This is a genomic window from Micromonospora sp. ZG13 (assembly GCF_059359355.1).
In genome coordinates, this window is sequence record NZ_JCADBQ010000006.1 from 202,474 (window position 1) to 223,457 (window position 20,984).

At 71.1% G+C, this 20,984-nt stretch carries 17 protein-coding genes; 9 read left to right on the forward strand and 8 right to left on the reverse strand.

The features are described 5' to 3' along the window. Nucleotides 1-23: 23 nt before the first annotated feature. Nucleotides 24-1,526, forward strand: coding sequence for an L-arabinose isomerase (gene araA, locus AC5L34_RS15815; protein ID WP_494825624.1), 1,503 nt, complete (start codon nucleotides 24-26; stop codon nucleotides 1,524-1,526). Between the two features lie 382 nt (nucleotides 1,527-1,908). Next, nucleotides 1,909-2,895: a LacI family DNA-binding transcriptional regulator gene (locus tag AC5L34_RS15820; RefSeq protein ID WP_441175915.1), complete on the forward strand. Its 987-nt coding sequence runs from the start codon at nucleotides 1,909-1,911 to the stop codon at nucleotides 2,893-2,895. A 72-nt stretch (nucleotides 2,896-2,967) separates the two neighbouring features. Here the strand turns inward: AC5L34_RS15820 and AC5L34_RS15825 are convergent, their stop codons facing one another. Further along, entirely contained in the window at nucleotides 2,968-5,718 is a 2,751-nt protein-coding gene (locus AC5L34_RS15825) for a beta-L-arabinofuranosidase domain-containing protein (RefSeq protein WP_441175914.1), read from the reverse strand. Nucleotides 5,719-6,194: 476 nt separating this feature from the next. Here AC5L34_RS15825 and AC5L34_RS15830 point away from each other — a divergent pair, with 476 nt between their 5' ends. Both AC5L34_RS15830 and AC5L34_RS15835 read left to right on the forward strand, forming a co-directional pair. Further along, complete coding sequence (locus AC5L34_RS15830) at nucleotides 6,195-6,791, forward strand: redoxin domain-containing protein (protein ID WP_494825627.1); 597 nt, start codon at nucleotides 6,195-6,197, stop codon at nucleotides 6,789-6,791. A 2-nt stretch (nucleotides 6,792-6,793) separates the two neighbouring features. Beyond that, nucleotides 6,794-7,681, forward strand: a complete 888-nt coding sequence (locus AC5L34_RS15835) for a cytochrome c biogenesis CcdA family protein (protein ID WP_441175912.1) — start codon at nucleotides 6,794-6,796, stop codon at nucleotides 7,679-7,681. 135 nt (nucleotides 7,682-7,816) lie between these two features. Here AC5L34_RS15835 and AC5L34_RS15840 read toward each other — a convergent pair whose 3' ends face one another. The 5 genes from AC5L34_RS15840 to AC5L34_RS15860 form a co-directional block, all read right to left on the reverse strand. Next, a complete protein-coding gene (locus AC5L34_RS15840) occupies nucleotides 7,817-8,836 on the reverse strand; it encodes a sensor histidine kinase (RefSeq protein ID WP_494825629.1) in 1,020 nt (339 codons plus the stop codon). Then, nucleotides 8,829-9,563, reverse strand: coding sequence for a response regulator transcription factor (locus AC5L34_RS15845; RefSeq protein ID WP_494825631.1), 735 nt, complete (start codon nucleotides 9,561-9,563; stop codon nucleotides 8,829-8,831). The genes AC5L34_RS15840 and AC5L34_RS15845 overlap by 8 nt, the downstream gene beginning before the upstream one ends. Before the next feature lie 86 nt (nucleotides 9,564-9,649). Further along, nucleotides 9,650-10,297 carry a class I SAM-dependent methyltransferase gene (locus AC5L34_RS15850; protein ID WP_494825633.1) on the reverse strand — a complete coding sequence of 216 codons (648 nt, stop codon included), beginning with the start codon at nucleotides 10,295-10,297 and terminating at the stop codon, nucleotides 9,650-9,652. Then, nucleotides 10,294-10,968: a TIGR04282 family arsenosugar biosynthesis glycosyltransferase gene (locus AC5L34_RS15855; RefSeq protein WP_494825635.1), complete on the reverse strand. Its 675-nt coding sequence runs from the start codon at nucleotides 10,966-10,968 to the stop codon at nucleotides 10,294-10,296. Before AC5L34_RS15855 ends, AC5L34_RS15850 begins: the two co-directional genes overlap by 4 nt. Next, nucleotides 10,965-11,639, reverse strand: a complete 675-nt coding sequence (locus AC5L34_RS15860) for a glycosyltransferase family 2 protein (protein WP_250101218.1) — start codon at nucleotides 11,637-11,639, stop codon at nucleotides 10,965-10,967. Before AC5L34_RS15860 ends, AC5L34_RS15855 begins: the two co-directional genes overlap by 4 nt. Before the next feature lie 146 nt (nucleotides 11,640-11,785). Between AC5L34_RS15860 and AC5L34_RS15865 the strand changes: the two genes are divergently transcribed. Beyond that, the gene (locus AC5L34_RS15865) at nucleotides 11,786-13,267 is read left to right on the forward strand and encodes a hypothetical protein (RefSeq protein WP_441175907.1); all 1,482 of its coding nucleotides are present in this window, start codon (nucleotides 11,786-11,788) and stop codon (nucleotides 13,265-13,267) included. Between the two features lie 43 nt (nucleotides 13,268-13,310). Here AC5L34_RS15865 and AC5L34_RS15870 read toward each other — a convergent pair whose 3' ends face one another. Then, entirely contained in the window at nucleotides 13,311-14,372 is a 1,062-nt protein-coding gene (locus tag AC5L34_RS15870) for an NAD-dependent epimerase/dehydratase family protein (protein ID WP_494825638.1), read from the reverse strand. A gap of 249 nt (nucleotides 14,373-14,621) precedes the next feature. Between AC5L34_RS15870 and AC5L34_RS15875 the strand changes: the two genes are divergently transcribed. From AC5L34_RS15875 to AC5L34_RS15890, 4 genes are all read left to right on the forward strand, one after another. Beyond that, nucleotides 14,622-15,968, forward strand: coding sequence for a molybdopterin-dependent oxidoreductase (locus tag AC5L34_RS15875; RefSeq protein ID WP_494825640.1), 1,347 nt, complete (start codon nucleotides 14,622-14,624; stop codon nucleotides 15,966-15,968). Continuing rightward, nucleotides 15,961-16,434 carry a hypothetical protein gene (locus tag AC5L34_RS15880; protein WP_494825642.1) on the forward strand — a complete coding sequence of 158 codons (474 nt, stop codon included), beginning with the start codon at nucleotides 15,961-15,963 and terminating at the stop codon, nucleotides 16,432-16,434. Before AC5L34_RS15875 ends, AC5L34_RS15880 begins: the two co-directional genes overlap by 8 nt. A gap of 457 nt (nucleotides 16,435-16,891) precedes the next feature. Then, the gene (locus AC5L34_RS15885) at nucleotides 16,892-17,440 is read left to right on the forward strand and encodes a substrate-binding domain-containing protein (RefSeq protein WP_494825644.1); all 549 of its coding nucleotides are present in this window, start codon (nucleotides 16,892-16,894) and stop codon (nucleotides 17,438-17,440) included. 586 nt (nucleotides 17,441-18,026) lie between these two features. Then, nucleotides 18,027-19,493, forward strand: a complete 1,467-nt coding sequence (locus AC5L34_RS15890; protein ID WP_441175903.1) for an endo-1,4-beta-xylanase — start codon at nucleotides 18,027-18,029, stop codon at nucleotides 19,491-19,493. A gap of 196 nt (nucleotides 19,494-19,689) precedes the next feature. Here the strand turns inward: AC5L34_RS15890 and AC5L34_RS15895 are convergent, their stop codons facing one another. After that, complete coding sequence (locus tag AC5L34_RS15895; RefSeq protein WP_441176018.1) at nucleotides 19,690-19,794, reverse strand: carbohydrate-binding protein; 105 nt, start codon at nucleotides 19,792-19,794, stop codon at nucleotides 19,690-19,692. Nucleotides 19,795-20,984 lie beyond the last annotated feature (1,190 nt).

Here is a 20,984-nt window from a genome sequence, read left to right on the forward strand (position 1 = left end):
CGCCCCTCTCGGAAGGCAATTGCATGGCATCGCACGCTGAACCCGAGGTCTGGTTCCTCACCGGCAGCCAGGGCCTGTACGGCGAGGACACCCTCCGGCAGGTCGCCGACCAGTCCCGGCAGATCGCCGCGCAGCTCGACGACGCACCGGGGATCCCCGTACGGGTGGTCTGGAAGCCGATCCTGACCTCCAGCACCGACATCCTCGACGCGTGTCGGGACGCCGCCGTGCAGGGCGCGGTCGGGGTGATCGCCTGGATGCACACCTTCTCGCCGGCCAAGATGTGGATCGCCGGTCTGGACGCCCTGCGCACGCCGCTGCTGCACCTGCACACCCAGGCCAACGTCCTGCTGCCCTGGGACGAGATCGACATGGACTTCATGAACCTGAACCAGGCCGCGCACGGCGACCGTGAGTTCGGCTTCATCCAGACCCGCCTCGGTGTGGCCCGCAAGACCGTCGCCGGGCACGTGAGCGATCCCCGGGTGACCGCCCGGATCGGGGCCTGGGCGCGGGCCGCGCTCGGGTACTCGGCGATGCGTTCGCTGCGGCTGGCGCGCTTCGGGGACAACATGCGCGACGTGGCGGTGACCGAGGGCGACAAGGTCGAGGCGGAGCTGCGCTTCGGCGTCTCGGTCAACACCTACGGGGTCAACGACCTCGTCGCGGTCGTCGACCAGGTGGCCGACGCGCGCATCGACGACCTGGTCAAGGAGTACGACGACACCTTCCGGGTCGACCCGCAGCTACGGCCGGGCGGGGCGCGACACGACTCCCTGCGCTACGCCGCGCGGCTGGAGCTGGGCCTGCGCGCGTTCCTGGACGAGGGCGGCTTCCGGGCCTTCACCACGAACTTCGAGGACCTCGGCGGCCTGCGCCAGCTCCCGGGCATCGCCGTGCAGCGACTCATGGCCGACGGCTACGGCTTCGGCGGGGAGGGCGACTGGAAGACCTCGGTGCTCGTGCACTCGCTCAAGTCGATGGCGGTCGGGGTGGCGGGCGGGACGTCCTTCATGGAGGACTACACCTACGACCTGACGCCCGGCGACGAACTGGTGCTCGGCGCCCACATGCTCGAGGTGTGCCCGACGATCGCCGGTGACACCCCGAAGGTCGAGATCCATCCGTTGAGCATCGGCGGGCGCAAGGACCCCGTCCGGTTGGTCTTCGACGCCGCGCCCGGTCCGGCGGTGGTGCTCGGCCTCGCGGACATGGGGGAGCGCTTCCGTCTGGTGGCCAACGAGGTCGACGTGGTGGCGCCGCCGCGTCCGCTACGCCGGCTGCCGGTCGCGCGGGCCGTGTGGCGACCCCGCCCGCACCTGGCCGGCTCGGCGGAGGCCTGGATCACCGCCGGCGCCCCGCACCACACCGTGCTGTCCCAGGCGGTGGGCGTGGAGGAGCTGCACGACCTGGCCGAAATGACACGCACCGAGCTGGTCGTCATCGACGCGCACACCGACACGCGCCGCTTCGCCGACGAGATCCGCTGGAACCAGGCCTACTACCGGCTCGCCCGGGGGTTCTGAGCGCACACACCTCGACGACCCGGGTGGCCCCTCGGCACGGGGGCCACCCGGGCGGGTGCCGGGTGGTGTCCTGCTCCTCTCCGCGTTTCGGCTACCGGCCATCGCCGGGGCGGGGGCGCGGAGCGTCGGGCGGGCGCTCATGGTGCGTTGATCGCCCTGAGCACACCGCGGCAGTGCCGCGCCGGATCGCCGGGTCAGCCGTTCCCTGGTCAGTGGGACGGCTGGCGTAGACTGTCGGGGTTCCAACCTGGGCCACCGCACACACATGCGCGCGGCGGTCGCGAGGGCGGATTTCGTACCACGAAGGCCGCTCCCGTCGACCTCGACGCGCGATCGCCGACGGGCAGGCGGGGAGAGTGAGGTGGCCGTGCGCGGTCCTGCGATGACGGACGTTGCTCGCCTCGCCGGCGTCTCCCACCAGACGGTGTCCCGGGTGCTCAACGGGCACCCGAACGTGCGTGAGCAGACCCGGCTGCGGGTCCAGGCGGCCATCGCGGAGCTCGGCTACCGACCCAACCGGGCCGCGCGGGCGCTGGTGACCGGTCGGTCCCAGGTGATCGGTGTGGTCGCGCAGAACACCACCCTCTACGGTCCGGCGTCGTTGCTGGCCGCGTTGGAGCAGGCGGCCGCCGAGGCGGGGTTCGCGGTCAGCGTCGGCAGCGTGAGCGACCTGGACCACCGGTCCATCTCCGCGGCGGTGGAGCGGCACCTCGTGCACCGGGTCGCCGGCATCGTGGTGATCGCGCCGGTCGAGTCGGCGGGGGAGGCCCTCGAACGGCTCCCCAAGGACGTTCCGTTGGTCACCGTCGACGGCGACCCGCGCCGTCCGGTGCCCCTGGTGACGGTCGACCAGGTCGCCGGGGCCCGGGCCGCCACGCAGCACCTCCTCGACGCGGGGCACCGGACGGTCTGGCACGTCTCCGGGCCGTCGGACTGGTTCGACAGCGCCGGCCGGATCGAGGGATGGCGGGAGACGCTGCGGGCGGCGGGCGCCGAGGTGCCGCCGCTGCTGCCGGCGGACTGGTCGGCGGCAGCGGGGTACCGGTGCGGACAGATGCTCGCCCGGATGCCGGAGGTCACGGCGGTCTTCACCGCCAACGACCACCTGGCGCTCGGTGTGCTGCGGGCGTTGCACGAGCACGGCCGACGGGTGCCCGACGACATCAGCGTGGTCGGCTTCGACGACGTGCCCGAGGCGGCCTACTTCATCCCGCCGCTGACCACGGTGCGGCCCGACTTCGCCGCCGTCGCCCGGGCGAGCCTGGACCTGCTGCTCGCCCAGATCGAGTCCGGTGTCGTCGGCCCACTGCGACGGACAGTCGCACCGAGCCTGGTCGTGCGCGGCAGCGTCGGCGCCCCCGCGCGCTGACCCGGCCCGGCTCTCACCAACGGGGGCGTCGGCGGCGTGGAGCGGGTCGCGCCCGCCGACCCGCCCGCTCGGTCAGATGAATCGCCAGCGCCGGTCGGCTGCCCCGCTGTCGTCGGCGAGGACGATCAGGGCGCCCTGGCTGCCGGAGCCGCCGCTGACGCCGAGGACCCGACCGCCGTTGGCGCACTGGATGCGGAAGTAGCCGCTGCCGCCGTAGCGCAACCGCCACCGGTGGTCGGTCGCGCCGTTGTCGGCCCACTGCACGATCCGGGCGCCGGCGGCACTGGAACCGCCTTCGACGCCGAGCACCTTGCCGCTGTGCGAGTTACGCAGGCGCAGATAGCCGCCGGTGTCCACGATCGCGGTCCACAGGTGGTCGGCGGTGCCACTGTCGCCCCATTGGAGGACGAGCCCGCCGTCGGCGGTGGACATGTCCCGTACGCCGAGCACGAGCCCGCTGGCGAGGTTCTGGATCCGGCGGGCGCCGTTGGGCACGAACCGCCACTGGTTGTCCGGGCTGCCGTTGTCCCGGTCCTGCACCGCCTGGGCGCCCTGCGCGGTGGCGTCGCCGGCGATGGCGAGCAGCTTGCCGCTGTGCACGTTGCGCACCTTGTGCGTGCCGTCGCCCACGTCGACGGGCGTCCACAGATGGTCGGCGGTGCCGTTGTCGGCCCACTGGAGGATACGGGCGTTGTCGGCGGTGGACATGTTCTCCACCCCGAGCACCTTGCCGCTGTTGACGTTGCGCAGCCGGACCGCCGATCCGTCGACCAGGATCTGCCAGTCGTGGTCGGCGGTGCCGGTGTCGCCCCATTGCAGGGCGAGGCCGCCGTCGGCGGTGGACATGTCCCGGATGCCGAGTACGAGACCGCTGGCCGCGTTGACGAGGCGGAAGCTGGCCTCGCTGCCGCCCCCACCTGCGACGCTCCAGTAGACCGTGTAGTTGTGTCCGTGCGCGTCGTAGAACGGTCCGAGGTTGACCGTGGCGCCGTTGGCCACGGCGGTGAACGCGAGCGCGCTGGTGCTGGTCCGGGTGATCGAGGCGGTGTTCAGCGAGGGCAGCCCACTCAGAGCGGTGTTGCCGTAGTTGCCGGAGAGCACCACCGGCCCGTACGTGATCGCCTGCACTGCGGCGTTGTCGTTGGCGGGGGACAGCACGACCCGCATCGGCAGCTGGACGGTGACCACGTCGCCGGAGGCCCAGGATCGGGTGAGGCTGGCGTAGCTGCCAGGTGTCGTGGCGATGTTCTGCGGCGTGCCGTTGACGCTGACGGTGGCTCCGCTCGTCCACCCGGGGATCCGGATCCGCATCGTCCACGATCCGCCGGCTGTGCCGGTGACGGTCAGGGTGGTGGTGTCGCCAACCGGGTACGAGGTGGTCTGGGTGACGGTGATTCCGCGCTGGGACCAGGTGAGCACAGAAGGCATGAAGAGGTTCACCGTCAGCGTGCTGCCGTTGTGGAAGTAGATCGAGTCCATCAGCGTGGTGTTGGTCTCCAAGCCGGTGCCCTGACAGCACCAGAACGAGTGGTAGTCGGTGCTCCAGGTGCCGCCTCCCCACGCCGGGCCGACACCGCGCCGGCCGCCCGGGCTCAGCGGCGTGAAGTAGGTGATGTGCCCGTGGTTGTCGGCCGGGTTCTGCTGCCCGATCATGTGGTTGAGCAGGGCCCGCTCGTAGAAGTCGAAGTAGGCGGCCCGGTTCGGGTCCAGCAGCCACAACTCCCGGGTGAGCTTCAGCATGTTGTACGTGTTGCAGGCCTCGCAGGTGTCCGAGCGTAGGTATCCGGCGATGGCATGGGGCGCCCGGAAGTGCTCGGCCTGGCTGTTGCCGCCGATCACGTAGCTGTGCGCGTTGACGGTGATGTTCCACGCGTTGCTGGCGATGTCCCGGTAGCGGGTTGTGCCGGTGGCCTTGAACTCGCGGGCGGCGCCGATCCACTTCGGCACCTGCGTGTTGGCGTGCAGGCCGTTGAGCTGGTCGGAGTTGGCGGCGAGGGGGTTGAACACGGCGTCGTGGTCGAACCGCTGGGCGGCGGTGAGCCACCGGACGGTGCCGGTCTGCTGGTAGAGGTCCGTCAGAACGGCGTTCATGCCGCCGAACTCGGTGCCCAGCATGGCCTGCATCTGGGCGGTGGTGAGTCGGGCGGTACGCCAGTCGACCCAGCCGGCCAGCGCCAGCAGCACGTCGCGGGCCTGGGTGTTGCCGATGAGGCGCCAGACGTCGAGCAGCCCTGCGAGGGTCTTGTGAACGCAGTAGTACGGCACATTGCCGTTGCCCAGCGTTCGCGCCTCCAGCGCGGTGAAGTCGGACTCGGGGAATCCGGACAGGTAGCCAGCGTTGAAGCCGGCGGCAGCGTTGTTGGCCTGACACTTCGCCAGTTCGGCCACCATGAGGTTGGCCTTGTCCCGGCAGGTGGTGTCGCCGAGGACCACCCACGCGTGGGCCCACGCGGTCAGGAAGTGTCCCTGCACGTGGGTGCGGAACGGAAACGTCGGGGCGTCCCACCCGCCGGTTGCGGCGGCACCGGCGGTGGAGAGGCGGTGGTTGGCGCGAAAGTTGTACAGAAGCCGGTTGACGTCGACGAAGCGTAGGTAGTTCAGCGTACGGCCCTGGTTCTCCTGCCAGCGGCTCGCGGACAGCCGGACCTGACCCGGCTCGAAAGCGTAGGCGGAGACGCCGATGTCGGACCGGGCCGGGGGCAGGGCGGCGCTGGCCGCACCGCCGCCGCTGACGGCGCCGAGAACGGACCCGCCGGTGCTGGCGACGGCGACCACGCCAGCGGACCTGAGCAGGAGTCGACGGTTGAGGAAGGGAGAGGGCATCACGGCCTCCGGGCGCGGTGGGCGGGTGGTGGTCGGTCCGGCCCACGCGGTCCATCGCTGGACGAGCACCGCCGGGCCGGGTTGGGCGTACGGGGTGGGCGGCGCTGCCCCTGTGGAGGAGGACTCCGTCAGCGCACCCATCGCTGGTGGGAGCGCTGTATCGGGAAGGCGGTGCTGAGCGGGGCGTGCCTGCCCCGGGTCCGGTGGCAGGGTCGGCCAAGAGCCCGATGGATACGAAGCATGTCGATGTTATCGATAACATTACATGGATCGGCGACATTCGGTCGAGTGCCTTGGTCGGCTTTCGACCGATCAAGGTGGCGCGCCGGATGACGACCGCGATCACCCCGGGGCAGGGCCAGCGGGTGACTACGTGCTGCCGACCAGGCCGGCCGCCTCGACCGGCGACGGCGTCTGACCCGCACGTAAGAAAGCGGTAATGCTGCCCGACCAGGAGGCCGGGCTAGTATCCGCTCATGCCCGGTCCCCGTACCGCATCCCTGCCCGGTGTGGCCGCCTTGACGGCGGTCGTTCTCGCCCTCGCCGCATGCGGCGGCACCGAGCCGCCCGCCGCCCCGGACGGCACGACCGTCGGGCCAAGCGCAGCGGCCCCGCAGACCACTGCGGGCACTGGCGGCCCGGCGGCCAGCGGTGCGACGAACGCCGCAGCCCCGGAGACGATCTCGTTCACCGGCCGGACGATCGATGGCGGGTCCTTCTCGGGTAGCAGCCTCGCCGGCAAGCCTGCGGTGCTGTGGTTCTGGGCGGCCTGGTGTACCCGCTGCCGTGCGGTCGCCGACGAGGTCGCCGCCGTGCAGCGCGAGAACGCCGGCCGGGTCAACGTGGTCGGCGTGGCCGGGCTCGGCAGCGGCGACGAGGCGATGCGACGGTTTGCGAAGGAGACCGGGATCGAGGGCTTCCCCCACATGGCCGACGACAACGGTCAGGTCTGGCGCCGCTTCGAGGTGACCAGCCAGGAACAGTACGTGCTCATCGACTCAGCCGGCACCGTCGTGCACACCGGACCACTGTCCCCGGCGGACCTGCGCAAGCGGGTCGCCGGGCTGAACTGACCATGCCGGACACGCCATACGGCCTCGCCGTCGGCGCCGGGCTGCTGGCCGCGGTCAACCCGTGCGGCTTCGCACTGCTGCCCGCGTACCTGTCGATGCTGGTGCTGGGCGACGAGCCGTCGGCCGAGCGGGGCCTGCTCGCACCGGTCGGCCGGGCGGTCGCGCTGACCGGCGCGATGACGCTGGGGTTCGTCGCGGTGTTCGGCGCGTTCGGGCTGCTCGCCGCCCCTGCGGCGGACGCGGTCGCCCGTCACCTGCCCTGGGTGTCGATACTGATCGGTCTCGCCCTGGTGGCCGCCGGCTGCTGGTTGCTGGCCGGACGCCAACTGCCGGCCTTCACCCCGAAGGTGACGACCGGACCGGTGGTCCGCCGACGGTTCGGCTCGATGGTGCTGTTCGGCATGGCCTACGCGATCGCCTCGCTCGGCTGCACCATCGGCCCCTTCCTGGCCGTCGTGGTCGCCGGCTTCCGCGCCGGGTCGGCGCTCTCCGGCGTCGGCCTCTTCGTGGCGTACGCGATGGGTATGGGGCTCGCGGTGGGGGCCGCCGCACTGGCCGTCGCGCTGGCCCGCGATTCACTGGTGCGCCGTACCCGTCGGGCCGCACCGCTGCTGGGGCGTGTCGCCGGCCTGCTGCTGATGGTCACCGGTGGATACGTGGCCTGGTACGGCTGGTACGAGGTGCGGGTCTTCACCGGTCGAGGTGACACGGACGACCCGATCATCGACGCGGCCGGCGCCGTTCAGACAGCGCTCAGCGGCTGGCTGGCGGATCTGGGGCCGTGGACCGTCGCCGCGTTGGCGCTGGCGCTGCTCGCCCTGGCCGCCGGCGTGACACTGACGCGCCGGCGCCGGGCACTGGCCCAGCAGGGCCGTCGCCCATCCACCTGAGGGATCGGGACAGCACTGATCGCGCGGCTGCGCGGGCAGAGCACCATCCCCGCGACGTCGCCATCACCGTGCGGCTACGACCCACCGCGGCCGGCGGCGTGCCGTGCCGCAAGTGCACACGTCCATTGTCGAGGCTCAGACGGCCGCGAGTCGGACGACAAACCGGCATCCGTCTGCGGTGTTGCTTACCTCGACCCGGCCGCCGTGCGCTTCGACCAGTCCGCGCACGATCGCTAGTCCGAGACCTCCGGACGCGCTGTCACCACCTGAAGCGCGGGGGGTGCGGGCGGGCTCGCCCCGGAATGCGACGTCGAACAGTCGAGGTAGATCGGAAGGGGGGATGCCGCCGCAGGTGTCGGCGACGGACAGCCAGGCGAGGTCCCGGTCGCGGCCGGCCTCGACGACTACGGTGCCGTCCGGTGGCGTGTAGCGCACCGCGTTGAGCAGCAGGTTCGCCACTACCCGGGTCAGCTCTGGTTCACTGGCGGCGACCGTCGGCCAGCCGGACTCCGCGGCGACCAGCTTGATTCGTCGGGCTGCGGCCAGAGGGGCGGTGCTGGCCAGTGCGTCCGAGACCACCTCGCCGAGCGGTACCGCCGCCATGGACAGCCGCAGGGCCCCGGCGTTGATCCGGGACAGTTCGAACAGATCGTCGACGAGCCTGGTCATCCGGTCCGTCTCCAGCCGGATACGCCGGTGGTACTCCTCGACCGTCGCGGGATCACGGACGACGCCGTCCTCGAGCGCCTCCGCCATCGCCCGCAGCCCGGCGAGTGGGGTCCGCAGGTCATGGGAGACCCAGGCGACGAGGTCCCGACGCCCGGCCTCCACCTGCCGCTCCCGTTCGCGGGCCTGGTCGGCCCACACCGCGGCAGTGGCCAACCGGCGGCCGAAGTGCCCGCCGACGCCGAGGCTGACCACCGCCGCCGCGCCAACGGTGATCAACACCACCTCCAGGTCGTGCGGGGACAGGAACATCGCCTCCGCGACCGCCACGACTCCGAGGACAACCGCGACCACCGCCGTGGTGAGCAGCACGCAGAGGTGCACGATGATCGAGCTGCCTCGGAGCAGACGCAGCAGCAGCGCTCCGACGACGCCGGCGGCGAGCGCCGCGCCGAGAGCGATCGCGAAGATCAGTGCCAGATCACACATCGGCGGGCCCGTACCGGTAGCCGATGCCCCAGACAGTCACGAGCCGTCGGGGGTTGGCAGGGTCGGTCTCGATCTTCTCGCGCAGGCGCCGGACGTGCACGGTCACGGTCGAGTGATCGCCGAAGCTCCAGCCCCAGACCCGCTCGAGTAGTTCGGCTCGGGTGAACACCCGGGCCGGGTGCCGCATCAGGTGGACGAGAAGGTCGAACTCGCGCAGGGTCAGAGCGAGTTCCCTGCCGGCGAGATGGACCGTGCGGGGGCCGGTCTGCACCATCAGGCTGCCGTCGGTGAGAGTCTCTGGCCGCCCGAGGGCCTGCTCACCGCCGGCACGGCGAAGCACCGAACGGACCCGCAGCACCAGCTCCCGCGGCGAGAAGGGTTTGGTCAGGTAGTCGTCCGCACCCAGTTGCAGGCCGAGGATCCGGTCGGCCTCGTCACCAAGCGCGGTGAGCATGATGATCGGTACGCCGTGTGGCCCGGCCCGCAGTTCACGACACACCTGCAGGCCGCTGACCTCGGGCAGCATCAGGTCGAGCACCACCAGGTCTGGCGTCTGCCTGGCGACGGCCGCCAACGCCGCTGCCCCGTCGCCCGCGTGGCTGGCCTGGAAACCGTCGTGCTCCAGATAACGGCAGATCACGTCGCTGACGTTGTGATCGTCGTCGACCACCAGCACCTGCTTCTTGGCCTGCGGCCCTCGTTCCCGCCATGTCCCGGCCGCATCCATCCGGCCAGCGTAGCGACGAATCGGTTGCCGACGGCCGGCCCAAAGCTTGCCAGGTTCTTACGGCTGCGGCCTGCCAGGGGCGGAGGTCATGGCGCGGCGGGACGGTCCAAGCGGGTCAACTCGGCGAACCAGCGACGGTCAGACCGGAACACCTCGCCGACCGCCAGTCCCGCCGCAGCAGCGACACCTGACACCGCATCCGTGTCCAGCCACGCCCAGCGGAAGGTAGGGCCCCGATGTCGTCCGGTCGCCACGTGGACCTGCCCCTGCCAGGCGCCGGCGCCAGGCGGTTCCAGCTCGACCAGCACCGTGCCGGACGGACGCAGCAGCGCCCCGCACCGTCGCAGCAGCGCGACCGGGTCGCCCCCGATGCCGATGTTCCCGTCGAGCAGCACCGTGTGTGCCCACCGCCCCTCGGCTGGCAGCGGGCCGAACAGGTCGGCGTGCACGGCGACCGCGCCGCGCGCCCGGGTCAACGCCACCGCCTGCGACGACACGTCCACCCCCACGGCGCTCAGCCCGGCCCTGGTCAGTGCCATCGACATCCGGCCCGGACCGCACCCCAGGTCGAGGGTGGGGCCGGCACAGCGGGCGACCACCGTCGCGTCCGCGGGGTTGGCCGGTCGATGCCACCGCTTCACCGGCAGGCGGCGGCGGGGCCCGTCCGCAGGCATCAGCCAGTGCACGTCTCCAGCGTGGTCGCGTAGCGCGGAGGCGAATCCGTCCCCGTTCACGCGCGTACCACCATGGCGCGACGCACGGCCTCGACCTGGCGGGCGAACCGGCCATCCGGGATCGCCGCCGCCACGGCGCGCGCGTCGGACCAGTTGTCGACGTCGCGCAGCACGGGCAGCGGCACGGCGCGTAGCCCGCGTCCAGTCAGTGCGGACCATGTCGATCGGCCCGTGTCCGGCGTCGACATCGGCACCGCGCGCAGCATCACCGCCTGCCGGGGGTCGCGTAGCCCCAGCGCCCACCAGCCGCCGTCGTGGGCGTACCCAAGCGCTGCGTCGGCATCTTCGAGCCGGCACATGGCGGCGGCCAGCCGCGCCGGGGTCAGTTGCGGGGTGTCCATCCCGATCTGCAGCACCCGACGGTCGGGGAAGGTCTCGGCGACGTCGAGGTGGGCGTGCGCGAGTCGGTCGGCGAGATCCGTGCCTCGCTGCGGCAGGACCGACCAACCGGCGAGGGCGGCGGTCAACTCCACGCCGTCCACGGCTTCCGCGAGGTGTCCGGCCAACGCCAGAACGGGTGTCACCCCTGGTGTCTCCCGGACGGCATCCAGGGTGTCCCGCAGCGCGGCGGCGGCCAACTCAGCGGCCTGGACGGGAGTCGCCGGCGGGCACAGCCGGGTCTTCACCAAGCCGGGCACGGGCGCCTTGGCCATCACCAGCACGACGGTCACCGGGGCTCCCGTACGGTACGCAACACGGCGGCGAAGTCTCGGGTGGCCCGCAGGGTGCCCCGTACAGAGCCGGAGACCTTGGAACGGGTGCCGGCAGCGCGCGGGGCGTAGGTGACATCCACCTCGTGGATGCGCCAACCCGCCGCGGCGGCCCGGATCAACAGCTCCAGCGGATAGCCGAAGGCCCGGTCTGTGACTCCGAGGGCGAGCAGTGCCTCCCGGCGGGCCACCCGGATCGGGCTGAGGTCACGCAGCGGCACGCCCCGGTGCCGCAGCAGCGCGGCGACCAGCGCCGTGCCCGCCCGGGCGTGCCAGGGCCACACCCCGACACCGACCGGTCGACGACGGCCGACGGCCAGATCAGCGACCCCGTCGGCGACGAGGGCGACCAGGGCGGGTAGCTCTCGGGGGGCGAAGGATCCGTCGGCGTCCAGCACGCAGACGAGTTCGGTGTCGGCCACCTCGATCCCGGTGTGCACGGCCGCTCCGTACCCCCGCCGTGGTTCGTGCACCACCCGCGCACCGTGCCGGGCGGCCACCTCGGGTGAGCCGTCGCGCGACCCGTTGTCAACGACGATCGCCCGGTATCCGGGCGGCAACGCGGTCAGCACGGCGGGCAGGGCAGCGGCCTCGTCCAGGCACGGCAGCACCACGTCGATCTGTGTCGGCATACCGCCGACGCTAGGGCCGGCCCAGGGCGGCCCGCGCCCGATCCGACCTTACGGAACACTTACCGCACAGACACTTCTTACCGTCCGGTGACATACCGACGAAGTGGCTGACGGGGGCGTGGACCGAGCCGTACCGTCCGGTCGACATGAGACCCGGTGCCACCGTTTCCCGCTCGTCCGTCCACCACCGCATCCCGAACCGCCACCGGGGCGACCTGCTGGTGCTGGGCGTCGAGGCGACGCTGTTGGTCACCGCCGTGGCGGTGGGCGCGATGCTCAACCGCGCAGGCGTGGGCCTGCACGCCGACGCCGCGCCGCTCTACGCCACCTGGAGACCGCACCTGGGCTGGGGCACGCCGGCCGCGTTGGCGATCGCCGTCGCGGTGGTCGGGCCCGGATCGCAGTGGGCCCGCACCGCCCGATGGGGCACTCTGCTGTCCGTCGGCTACCTGGCGGCGGTCGGCTGGACGCTCGCCCTGGCCCTCGTGGACGGCTGGTCGGAGGGGCTGACGAGACGGCTCACCCCGCAGGCGGAGTATCTGCACGAGGTACCCCGGGTGACAGACATCGGGCGGATGCTGGCCGGTTTCGCGGACCGCATTCTGGACTTCCAGCCCGGCTCGTGGTCCACCCACACCGCCGGCCATCCACCAGGTGCCCTGCTGGTGTTCGTCGCACTCGACCGGGTGGGCCTGGGTGGTGGCACGGCGGCGGCGCTGGCCTGCGTCCTGGTCGGGGCAAGCGTCGTGGTATCCGTGCCGATCGCCTTACGGGCCCTGGGCGCCGGCGGGGCCGCCCGAGCATCGCTGCCGTTCCTGGTGCTGCTGCCCGGAGCGGTCTGGATAGGTGCCTCCGCCGACGGTCTCTTCACCGGGGTGGTAGCCGCCGGCCTCGCGCTGCTGGCAGTACGAGGAACCGCGACCGCGTTGGCCGGCGGCGTACTGCTCGGCTTCGCGCTGTACCTGTCCTACGGCTTCGTGCTTGTCGCGCCCCTGGCTCTCGTCGTGCTCGCGCTGCGTCCAGGAGGCCGGGGTGCCGCGCTGCTCGCTGGCGCGACCGGTGTGGCCACGGTGGCAGTGGCGTTCACCGTGGCGGGGTTCTACTGGTGGCAGGGGTACGACCGGGTGGTCGAGCGCTACTACCAGGGTTGGGCGGCCGACCGTCCCTACACATACTGGGTCTGGGCCAACCTGGCGGCGCTGCTGCTCTCTGCCGGGCCGGTGGTCGGGCCGGCGCTGCGCCGCACTCTGCACTCGGCCCGCGGGGCCTGGCGGGCGTGGGCCAGCCCCCCGGAACTGACCGCGCCGACGCCGAGGACCAGCGGATCGGGACCGGGCGGTGGACTGCTGACCCGCGTCGCGGTGCGAAACCGGCGGCTCGGCGCGCTCGCGCGACGGGTCGAGACACTCGGGCCTACCGTTCTGCTACCGGCCGCCGCGCTGCTGGCGGTGCTCGCCGCCGACCTGTCGGGCATGAGCAAGGCAGAGGTGGAGCGGATCTGGCTACCGTTCACGGTCTGGCTGCTCGTGGCCACCGCGCATCTGCCCGCCGCGACGCACCGCTGGTGGCTGGCCGGGCAGGCGCTCACCGCCCTGGCCGTCAATCACCTGCTGTTCACCGTCTCGTGAGCCGGCCCCCCGCCGTCGCTGGGTGGGGGTGGGGCGAGTCTGCTCAGACCGACACGACGGCGGGTTCCCGTAGCGGATCGGTGGCGAAGGCGCTCACTCCGTCGACGAAGCTGACCCGGGCGGTGTATCCGAGCAGGTCGCGCGCGCGGCCGGGGTCGGCGACCACGTGCCGCACGTCGGCGGCCCGGGCGCCGCCGACGACCACCGGTGCTGGCCCGTCCATCGCCGCCGCCAACGCGGTGGCGAGATCACCGACGGTGTGCGGCTGGCCGGAGCAGACGTTCACCGGTACCAGACCGTCCGGAGCCGAAGCGGTCAGCGCCAGCACGTTCGCGCGCGCCACGTCGGAAACGTGCACGAAGTCGCGCCGCTGCAAGCCGTCCTCGTAGACCCGCGGCGGCCGACCATGGGCCAGCGCCGACCGGAAGATCGACGCGACGCCGGCATAAGGGGTGTCGCGGGGCATCCGGGGGCCGTACACGTTGTGGTAGCGCAGTGCCCAGACCCCTGCCCCGGTCTGCCGGCTCCACGCGGCGGCCAGATGCTCCTGGGCCAGTTTGCTGGCCGCGTAGGTGCTGCGCGGTTCGAGCGGGGCGTCTTCCGGCACGAGTGCGCTGGTGAGTGGGCCGGCGCATACCGGACAGGTGGGGTCGTACCGGCCGGCGGCGACATCGGCCTCGCGACGTGGGGCCGGTCGAACGACCCCGTGCCGGGCGCACGTGTATCGCCCTTCACCGTAGACGACCATGGAACTGGCCAACACCAGACGAGACACGCCAGTCCGGTGCATCGCCGCCAGCAGTACCGCCGTGCCGTAGTCGTTGTGGCTGACGTAGTCGGGAGCATCCGACGGGTCCAGTCCGTGCCCGACCATCGCCGCCTGGTGACACACGGCATCGACCCCGGCCAGCAGATCGTCGAGCAGGTGCGGATCGCGGATGTCGCCAACGACCGGATCATGGCGGCGGAACCACGCGGGCAGCACGCTCCCGTGCGCCTGGGGCAACAGCGCGTCCAGGCACACCACCTGGTGCCCCGCCGCGACGAGCAGGTCCGCGACCTGCGATCCGATGAACCCGGCGGCGCCGGTGACGAGTACCCGCATTGCGTCACGCTAGGTCAGCGGGGCGGCCGTCGGGGCCGGTTCGGCTCCGACGTCAGCACTTCGTAAGGGGACGGCCGGTAAGCCTTCGGTAATGCCGCAAAGCCCGCCCGAGGGCGCCGTTGCCGGTTAGCGTCCTGCACGAAGCCCGTCGCGTCCGGTTCGACGCCCTCGCCGACTGGAGGAACCGTGCCAGCCGACCCGCCGTCTGACGATCCACCTGCGGGAGCTGACCGTGGTGAGCCGAGGCGCATGTCCGACGGGCCTGGGCGGTCCGCCGGGGCGATCGGTAAGCGAATGGACGCCTACCCGGCGTGGCTGTGGCGTGCGTTGGATCGGCATCGCCCTCCTGGAGCGGACGCCGCCACCAACGCGTGGCGCAGTCCGGTGCGTGGCCCGTGGTTGACGTCCGTGTTCGGCGTCGTCCTGCTCGCCACGCTACCGTTGGTGATCATCACCGGCCTCCTGGACTGGATCGCGTACGGCCCTCGGCTCGGTCAGGCATTTCCCCGCGACGTGGGCTGGTTGCGCCCTCTCGTCTTCGACTGGCCGACCCGCCCCGCCTGGTTGTTCCGGCTCACCCAGGGGCTGCACGTGACGCTCGGCATCGTGTTGGTTCCGGTGGTGGTGGCGAAGCTCTGGTCGGTGGTACCCAAGCTGTTCGACTGGCCGCCGGCCCGTTCGCTGGCCCAGGTGCTCGAACGGCTGTCGCTGCTGCTGTTGGTGGGCGGAATCCTCTTCGAGATGGCGACCGGCCTGCTCAACATCCAGTACGCGTACCTGTTCGGGTTCGACTTCTACACCGCGCACTGGTACGGCGCCTGGATCTTCACCGCCGCCCTCGTCACGCACGTGGTGATCAAGCTTCCTCGTACGATCTCCGCGCTGCGTGGCCCGCGCTTCACGCGTACGACGGCGGAGGAGACCACGCCGGAGCCGGCGGATCCGGACGGGCTGGTAGCCCGCCGGCCCGGCCCGGCGACGATGAGCCGACGTGGCGTTCTCGCCCTGACCGGGGGCGGCGCGTTGCTGTTGGCGGCGCTGACCGTCGGGCAGAGCCTGGACGGGGTGCTGCGCCGGACCGCGCTGCTGCTACCCAGGGGGCGGCAGCCCGACGAAGGACCGAACGGATTCCCGGTCAACCGGACCGCCGCCGCGGCCGGTATCCGACCCGCTGACACCGGGGCCCGGTGGCGACTGACGGTGCGCGGCGGCAGCCGTACGGTCGAGGTGGACCGCGATGGCCTGCTCGCGATGACGCAGCACACCGCGGACCTGCCGATCGCCTGCGTCGAGGGTTGGTCGACGACGCAGACCTGGACCGGGGTCCGGCTACGGGACCTCGCCGCTGTGGTCGGCGCACCCGACAGCGCCGTGGCGCGGGTCGAGTCGTTGGAACAGGGCGGTCTGTTCCGTCAGGCCCGGTTGCAGGTCAACCAGGTCCGCCACCCCGACTCGTTGCTCGCCCTGCGGGTCAACGGCGTCGACCTCTCGGCCGACCACGGCTATCCGGCGCGGATCATCGTTCCTGCGCTGCCTGGCGTGCACTGCACGAAATGGGTCCGCGGAATCACCTTCGAGGAACAGCCCCATGACTGAGTTCCGGCGCACCTATGGCGCCGCGCTCTGGCATCTACTGCTCCTGCTCGGCTGCTTCGCGGTGACCGGCTGGATAGCCTTGCGACTGGCCGCAGAGCCGACCGCGGGGCGGATGCTGCTCTGGTTCATCGGCGCGGTCATTGCCCACGACCTGTTCCTGTTCCCGCTCTACGCGCTGGTCGATCGGGCGCTGCGCGCGGCGATGGGTGGCCCCGAGCGTCGATCGGCGCTGAATCACGTGCGGGTGCCCGCGCTTGCCTCCGGGCTGCTCCTGCTCGTCTACCTTCCCAGCATCCTCGGACTCGGCGGCAACACGTACACGGCTGCGACCGGCCTGCCCCCGCAGCCGCTGCTGGCCCGCTGGCTGGTGGCCAGTGCAGCGATCTTCGCCGTCAGCGCGGTGCTCTACGCGCTACGGCGGCGTCCCACTCAGAAGGTTGAGGGTTCGAGTCCGGACACCTCGTGACCAGCACAGATAGTGGACCGCCCCGGACACGACCGAGGGCAGGGCAGGGCGGGGCGTCGCGGCAGGAGATTCCCGCGACGCCCCGCTGTCCGTCAGACGGGACTGCCGGTGACCGAGCTACCGGACTTGGTCAGGCGGTGCGGGTCACGTAGACCTGGTCCGCGGACGCGGTGGCGGACCAGGTGGGCCTTTCTGACGTACTGCACATTCATCAGGGAACTGTTCGCCACCGTGTGGAAGGTGATCAACGGCCGGGCCGGGTCGCCGCGGACACCCGGGCGCGCGTCGAGGCGGCCATCAACCAGCACGGATACCGCCGGCCGTCACCAGTCACCCGCAGCAACACGATGGAGCTGGTCTTCGACGAGTGGCCCAGCTGGACGAGATGCAGCGCCGCCGGTTGCACGTCGGGGTATCCCGTTCGTGGTCTTCGACCCCACCATCGAGCTGACTGACGATGTTCCGTTCGTCGGAGGCGACGAACTGGGTCGGCGGCCGGTCCGCCACCCGTCACCTGATCGGGCTGGGGCACCGACGCATCGCGATGATCGGGGGCCCCGAATCGGTTCTGTGCTGCCGAGCCCGGCTGGACGGCTACCACTCCGCCCCCGACGCGGCCACTCTGCCGGTGGATCCCGACCTGGTGGTCCACGCCGGCCTGAACCACGAGGACGGCATGGCGGCGGCGCTGGAGCTGTTGAGCCGTCCCGACCGCCCGACGGCGATCTTCGCCTGCAACGACCTGCAGTCCCTCGGCGTCTACCGGGCTGCCCGGGTCAGGGGCCTGCGGATCCCGCCGACCTCAGCGTGGTGGGCTTCGACGACCTGCCGATGGCCGCCCTGGTCGCCCCCCCCACTGACCACCGTTCACCAGCCGCTGATCGAGATGGCCGTCACCGCCACCGGGTTGGCGCTCACCCTGGGGCGGGGGAGCGGGCGGCGCAGCTCCGGCTGGAACTGGCGACCACCCTCACGGTCCGTCACCACCGCGTCCCCCGCAACCTGACGTACGCCGGCGGCAGCGCGGCGCGACAAGACGCAGCCCCGAACCCGCCGCTCGGCCGGCAACGATATCGCTAACAGGAGTTGCTGCCGACTTCTCTGCCCAAGGTCGCCGCACGGGGGCACCCGGTCGGGATGTCGCGGTCGGGCGTGGCCGAGGTCGGCTTCTCGTTCGCCGCAGCCGATCGCGCGGGCGTGCGCCGAGGGTGATGCGGGCCGAGTTCGGCGCGCTCCGACGGTGTCCCGGGCTGTGTGGCATGGCGGCGTTTGCACGTCTTGACGAACCTGATGTTATCGCTCACCCTCGATGTCGAGGATGACGGCAGCCGTGGCTCACCGGGCGAGCTCGCTGGCCGGACCTCGCGTCCAGGGCATCCCAGGCGCCGCCTCAGGACCATCAGCAGCCGTGCACGACAGCCGATAGGGCCGCCGTGCCAGCGCGGACCGGCCGATGACCGGCGGAGCGCGCCCGGGGGGGGCGTCGCTACCACCCGTCCGACCGTCAGCGAACCGCGTCCGCCGTCCGGACCGGCTTGCCTGAGCGAAATGGCACATCACCACCACCGCTGAGGACAACGAGAAGGAACGACATGAGAACCAAGAGAACCCTGCTGTCGACGGCGACTCTCGTCGTCGCACTGACCGCGGGTATGACGGTGGCGCTGGCCTCGACGGCCAGTGCCGGCACGACCCTGAAAGCGTCCGCCGCCGAGAAGGGTCGCTACTTCGGCGCGGCCGTCGCGACGGGCAAGCTCTCCGACAGCCAGTACGTCGGCATCCTCAACCGCGAATTCAACAGTGTCGTCGCCGAGAACGAGATGAAGTGGGACGCCACCGAGCCGCAACAGGGTCGGTTCAACTACACGGGCGGCGATCGTCTCGTCAGTCACGCACGGGCCAACGGCATGAGCGTGCGCGGTCACGCCCTCCTGTGGCACGCGCAGCAACCGGGTTGGGCGCAGGGACTGTCCGGCACCACCTTGCGTAACGCCGCGATCAACCATGTCACCCAGGTGGCCGCCCACTTCCGTGGGCAGATCCACTCCTGGGACGTGGTCAACGAGGCGTTCGCCGACGGCGGCAGCGGCGGTCGGCGTGACTCGAACCTGCAGCGTACGGGCAATGACTGGATCGAGGCGGCGTTCCGCGCAGCCAGGGCGGCCGATCCCGGCGCCAAGTTGTGCTACAACGACTACAACACCGACGGCGTCAACGCGAAGTCGACCGGCATCTACAACATGGTGCGGGACTTCAAGGCCCGTGGCGTGCCGATCGACTGTGTCGGTTTCCAGTCCCACCTGGGCACCTCGGTCCCGGGCGACTACCAGGCCAATCTGCAGCGCTTCGCCGACCTCGGCGTCGACGTGCAGATCACCGAACTCGACGTCATGACCGGCTCCAACCAGGCCAACATCTACGCGACGGTCACCCGCGCCTGCCTGGCCGTCTCGCGCTGCAACGGCATCACCGTCTGGGGTGTGCGGGACAGCGACTCCTGGCGCGGCACCGACGACGCCCTGTTGTTCGACCGATCAGGCAACAAGAAGGCGGCGTACACCTCCGTTCTCAACGCCCTCAACGCCGGCGCCAACCCGCCCTCCACACCTCCGCCGGGCACCCCGGTGGACACCAGTGCCTGGTACGTGCTGGTGAACCGGCACAGTGGCAAGGCGTTGGACGTGTACAACCTCGCGACCAATGACGGCGCCCGGATCACCCAGTGGGCCAGGAACAACGGCAACCAGCAGCAGTGGCAGTTCGTGGACTCGGGTGGCGGCTACTACCGGTTGAAGTCCCGGCATTCCGGCAAGGTGCTGGACGTCTACAACTTCTCCACCTCCGATGCCGCAGCGATCGTGCAGTGGAGCGATGGCAACGGCACGAATCAACAGTTCCGGCTCGCCGAATCAGCCGGCGGTTACGTGCGTGTGATCAACCGCAACAGCGGCAAGGCCGTGGAGGTGCAGAATGCGTCCACCGCCGACGGTGCCAACATCGTCCAGTACGCCGACTGGGGTGGCAACAACCAGCAGTGGCAACTGATCCGCATCGGTTAGGACGGCCGTACCGTCGGCCCAGCGAACCGCACCAGGATTCCTGAGAAGGCGTCGGCTGGTCGCGGAGGTTGTGAACCGGTACCCACGGTGGCGCGGACGGCATCGTCCGCGCCACCGTGAGGCGTCGCTCACCCCGAGAACCACCTCGCGCTCGACCCCACGTGCAGGGGCAGGCCGTCGAGGGCCTGCCCTCCGTTCACTGCGCAGCGGTGGTACTCGTCCAGTTCTGCCAGCCGCCGGTGCCTCCCGCGGTGCAGGTGCCGACGACCGGGCCGTTCGTACTGTCCAGCCGCAGCTCGATCCACCGTTGGGCGGTACGCCCGCAGCTGGCGAGTCCGGGAGCTGCGGGGCTGGCGGGCGCAGCGTCCCCTCACTACCGGAGTCGCCGGCTCGCTGGCCTGGTGCGACCGAGGCGGGCAGGTGCTGGCGGATCTGGCCCCGCGCCGGCGGCAGACCTCGGGCTGACCCGTGGCCGGGGCGGGTGGGTGCGGGTGGTGCGGTACCTGCACCCACCCGCCCGAACGCGATGCGACGAGCGTGGTGGCGAATCTTCAGGGGGTGAAGACGACCGTGGAGATGCTGCGTGCCCGATGTTGACGCTGACCTGCCCTGCGTTCACGCTGGTCGGCTGGCTGGCCGCATTGGCGTTCTGCGAGGTGAGGTAGTGCTCCGCCCTCGTCACGTCCTGCGGTGCCTGGATCACGGCATTGTCGACCGCGCTTGCCGAGCGGTTGAGGATCACCAGCGTGATCCTTCCACCTTTCTGGTAGGCGGTGACCTCCAACGGTGAGGCCTTGGAACTCTTCGTCAGGGCGACCCGCTGGTAGCCGGGGCGGACGTGCTTGGCGTACTGCGAGAACGCGTACCCACGCTTCAGCGGAGCACCCGCGGTCGTGCCGTAGGCGGCCTCCCCGTCGCCGATGAAGGAGTAGTCACCGGGGGTGCTGGAGTGGCTGTCGGCCGCCCTCTCCGACCCTTCGAGTGCCTCCACCACCGACACGGCATCGCCCACCGTCGGTCAATCAGGTGGCGGGGAAGTCGCCGCCGTCCCGGGAAGTCGGAATGCCATGACCGCCCCACGGGCGGTAGTCGCGGAGCGGCTTCTAGTAAGGCGTCATCGACGGAACCTGGAATCCTGCTTGAATATGCCAAGTGTGGACAGGAGTCGTCCCGTGTTGGCTGACGATGATCGGGGCCACTTGAACCGGCCTAAATCCCCTGACGCGTTCCAAGTGTCCAAGCGCCAAAGACGCTCAACCCGTCCAGGTCGCCAGCCTTTCCAGCAGTGAAGATAGCCAGGGGTGGCCTCGAACGCGGGGGAAAGATCCCACCGCCGCTAGGGCGCCTAGGCGGATGCTTCGGAGCCGGGCGCCGGGATGAGTAAATACGACCTGTACCAGACATAGCGCGCGAATGCGGTTCCTTGCGTGGGACGGGGGGCGCGGCTACGCTCGCCCCATCGAAGATCGCTTATTGGCGCGAACTGCAGTT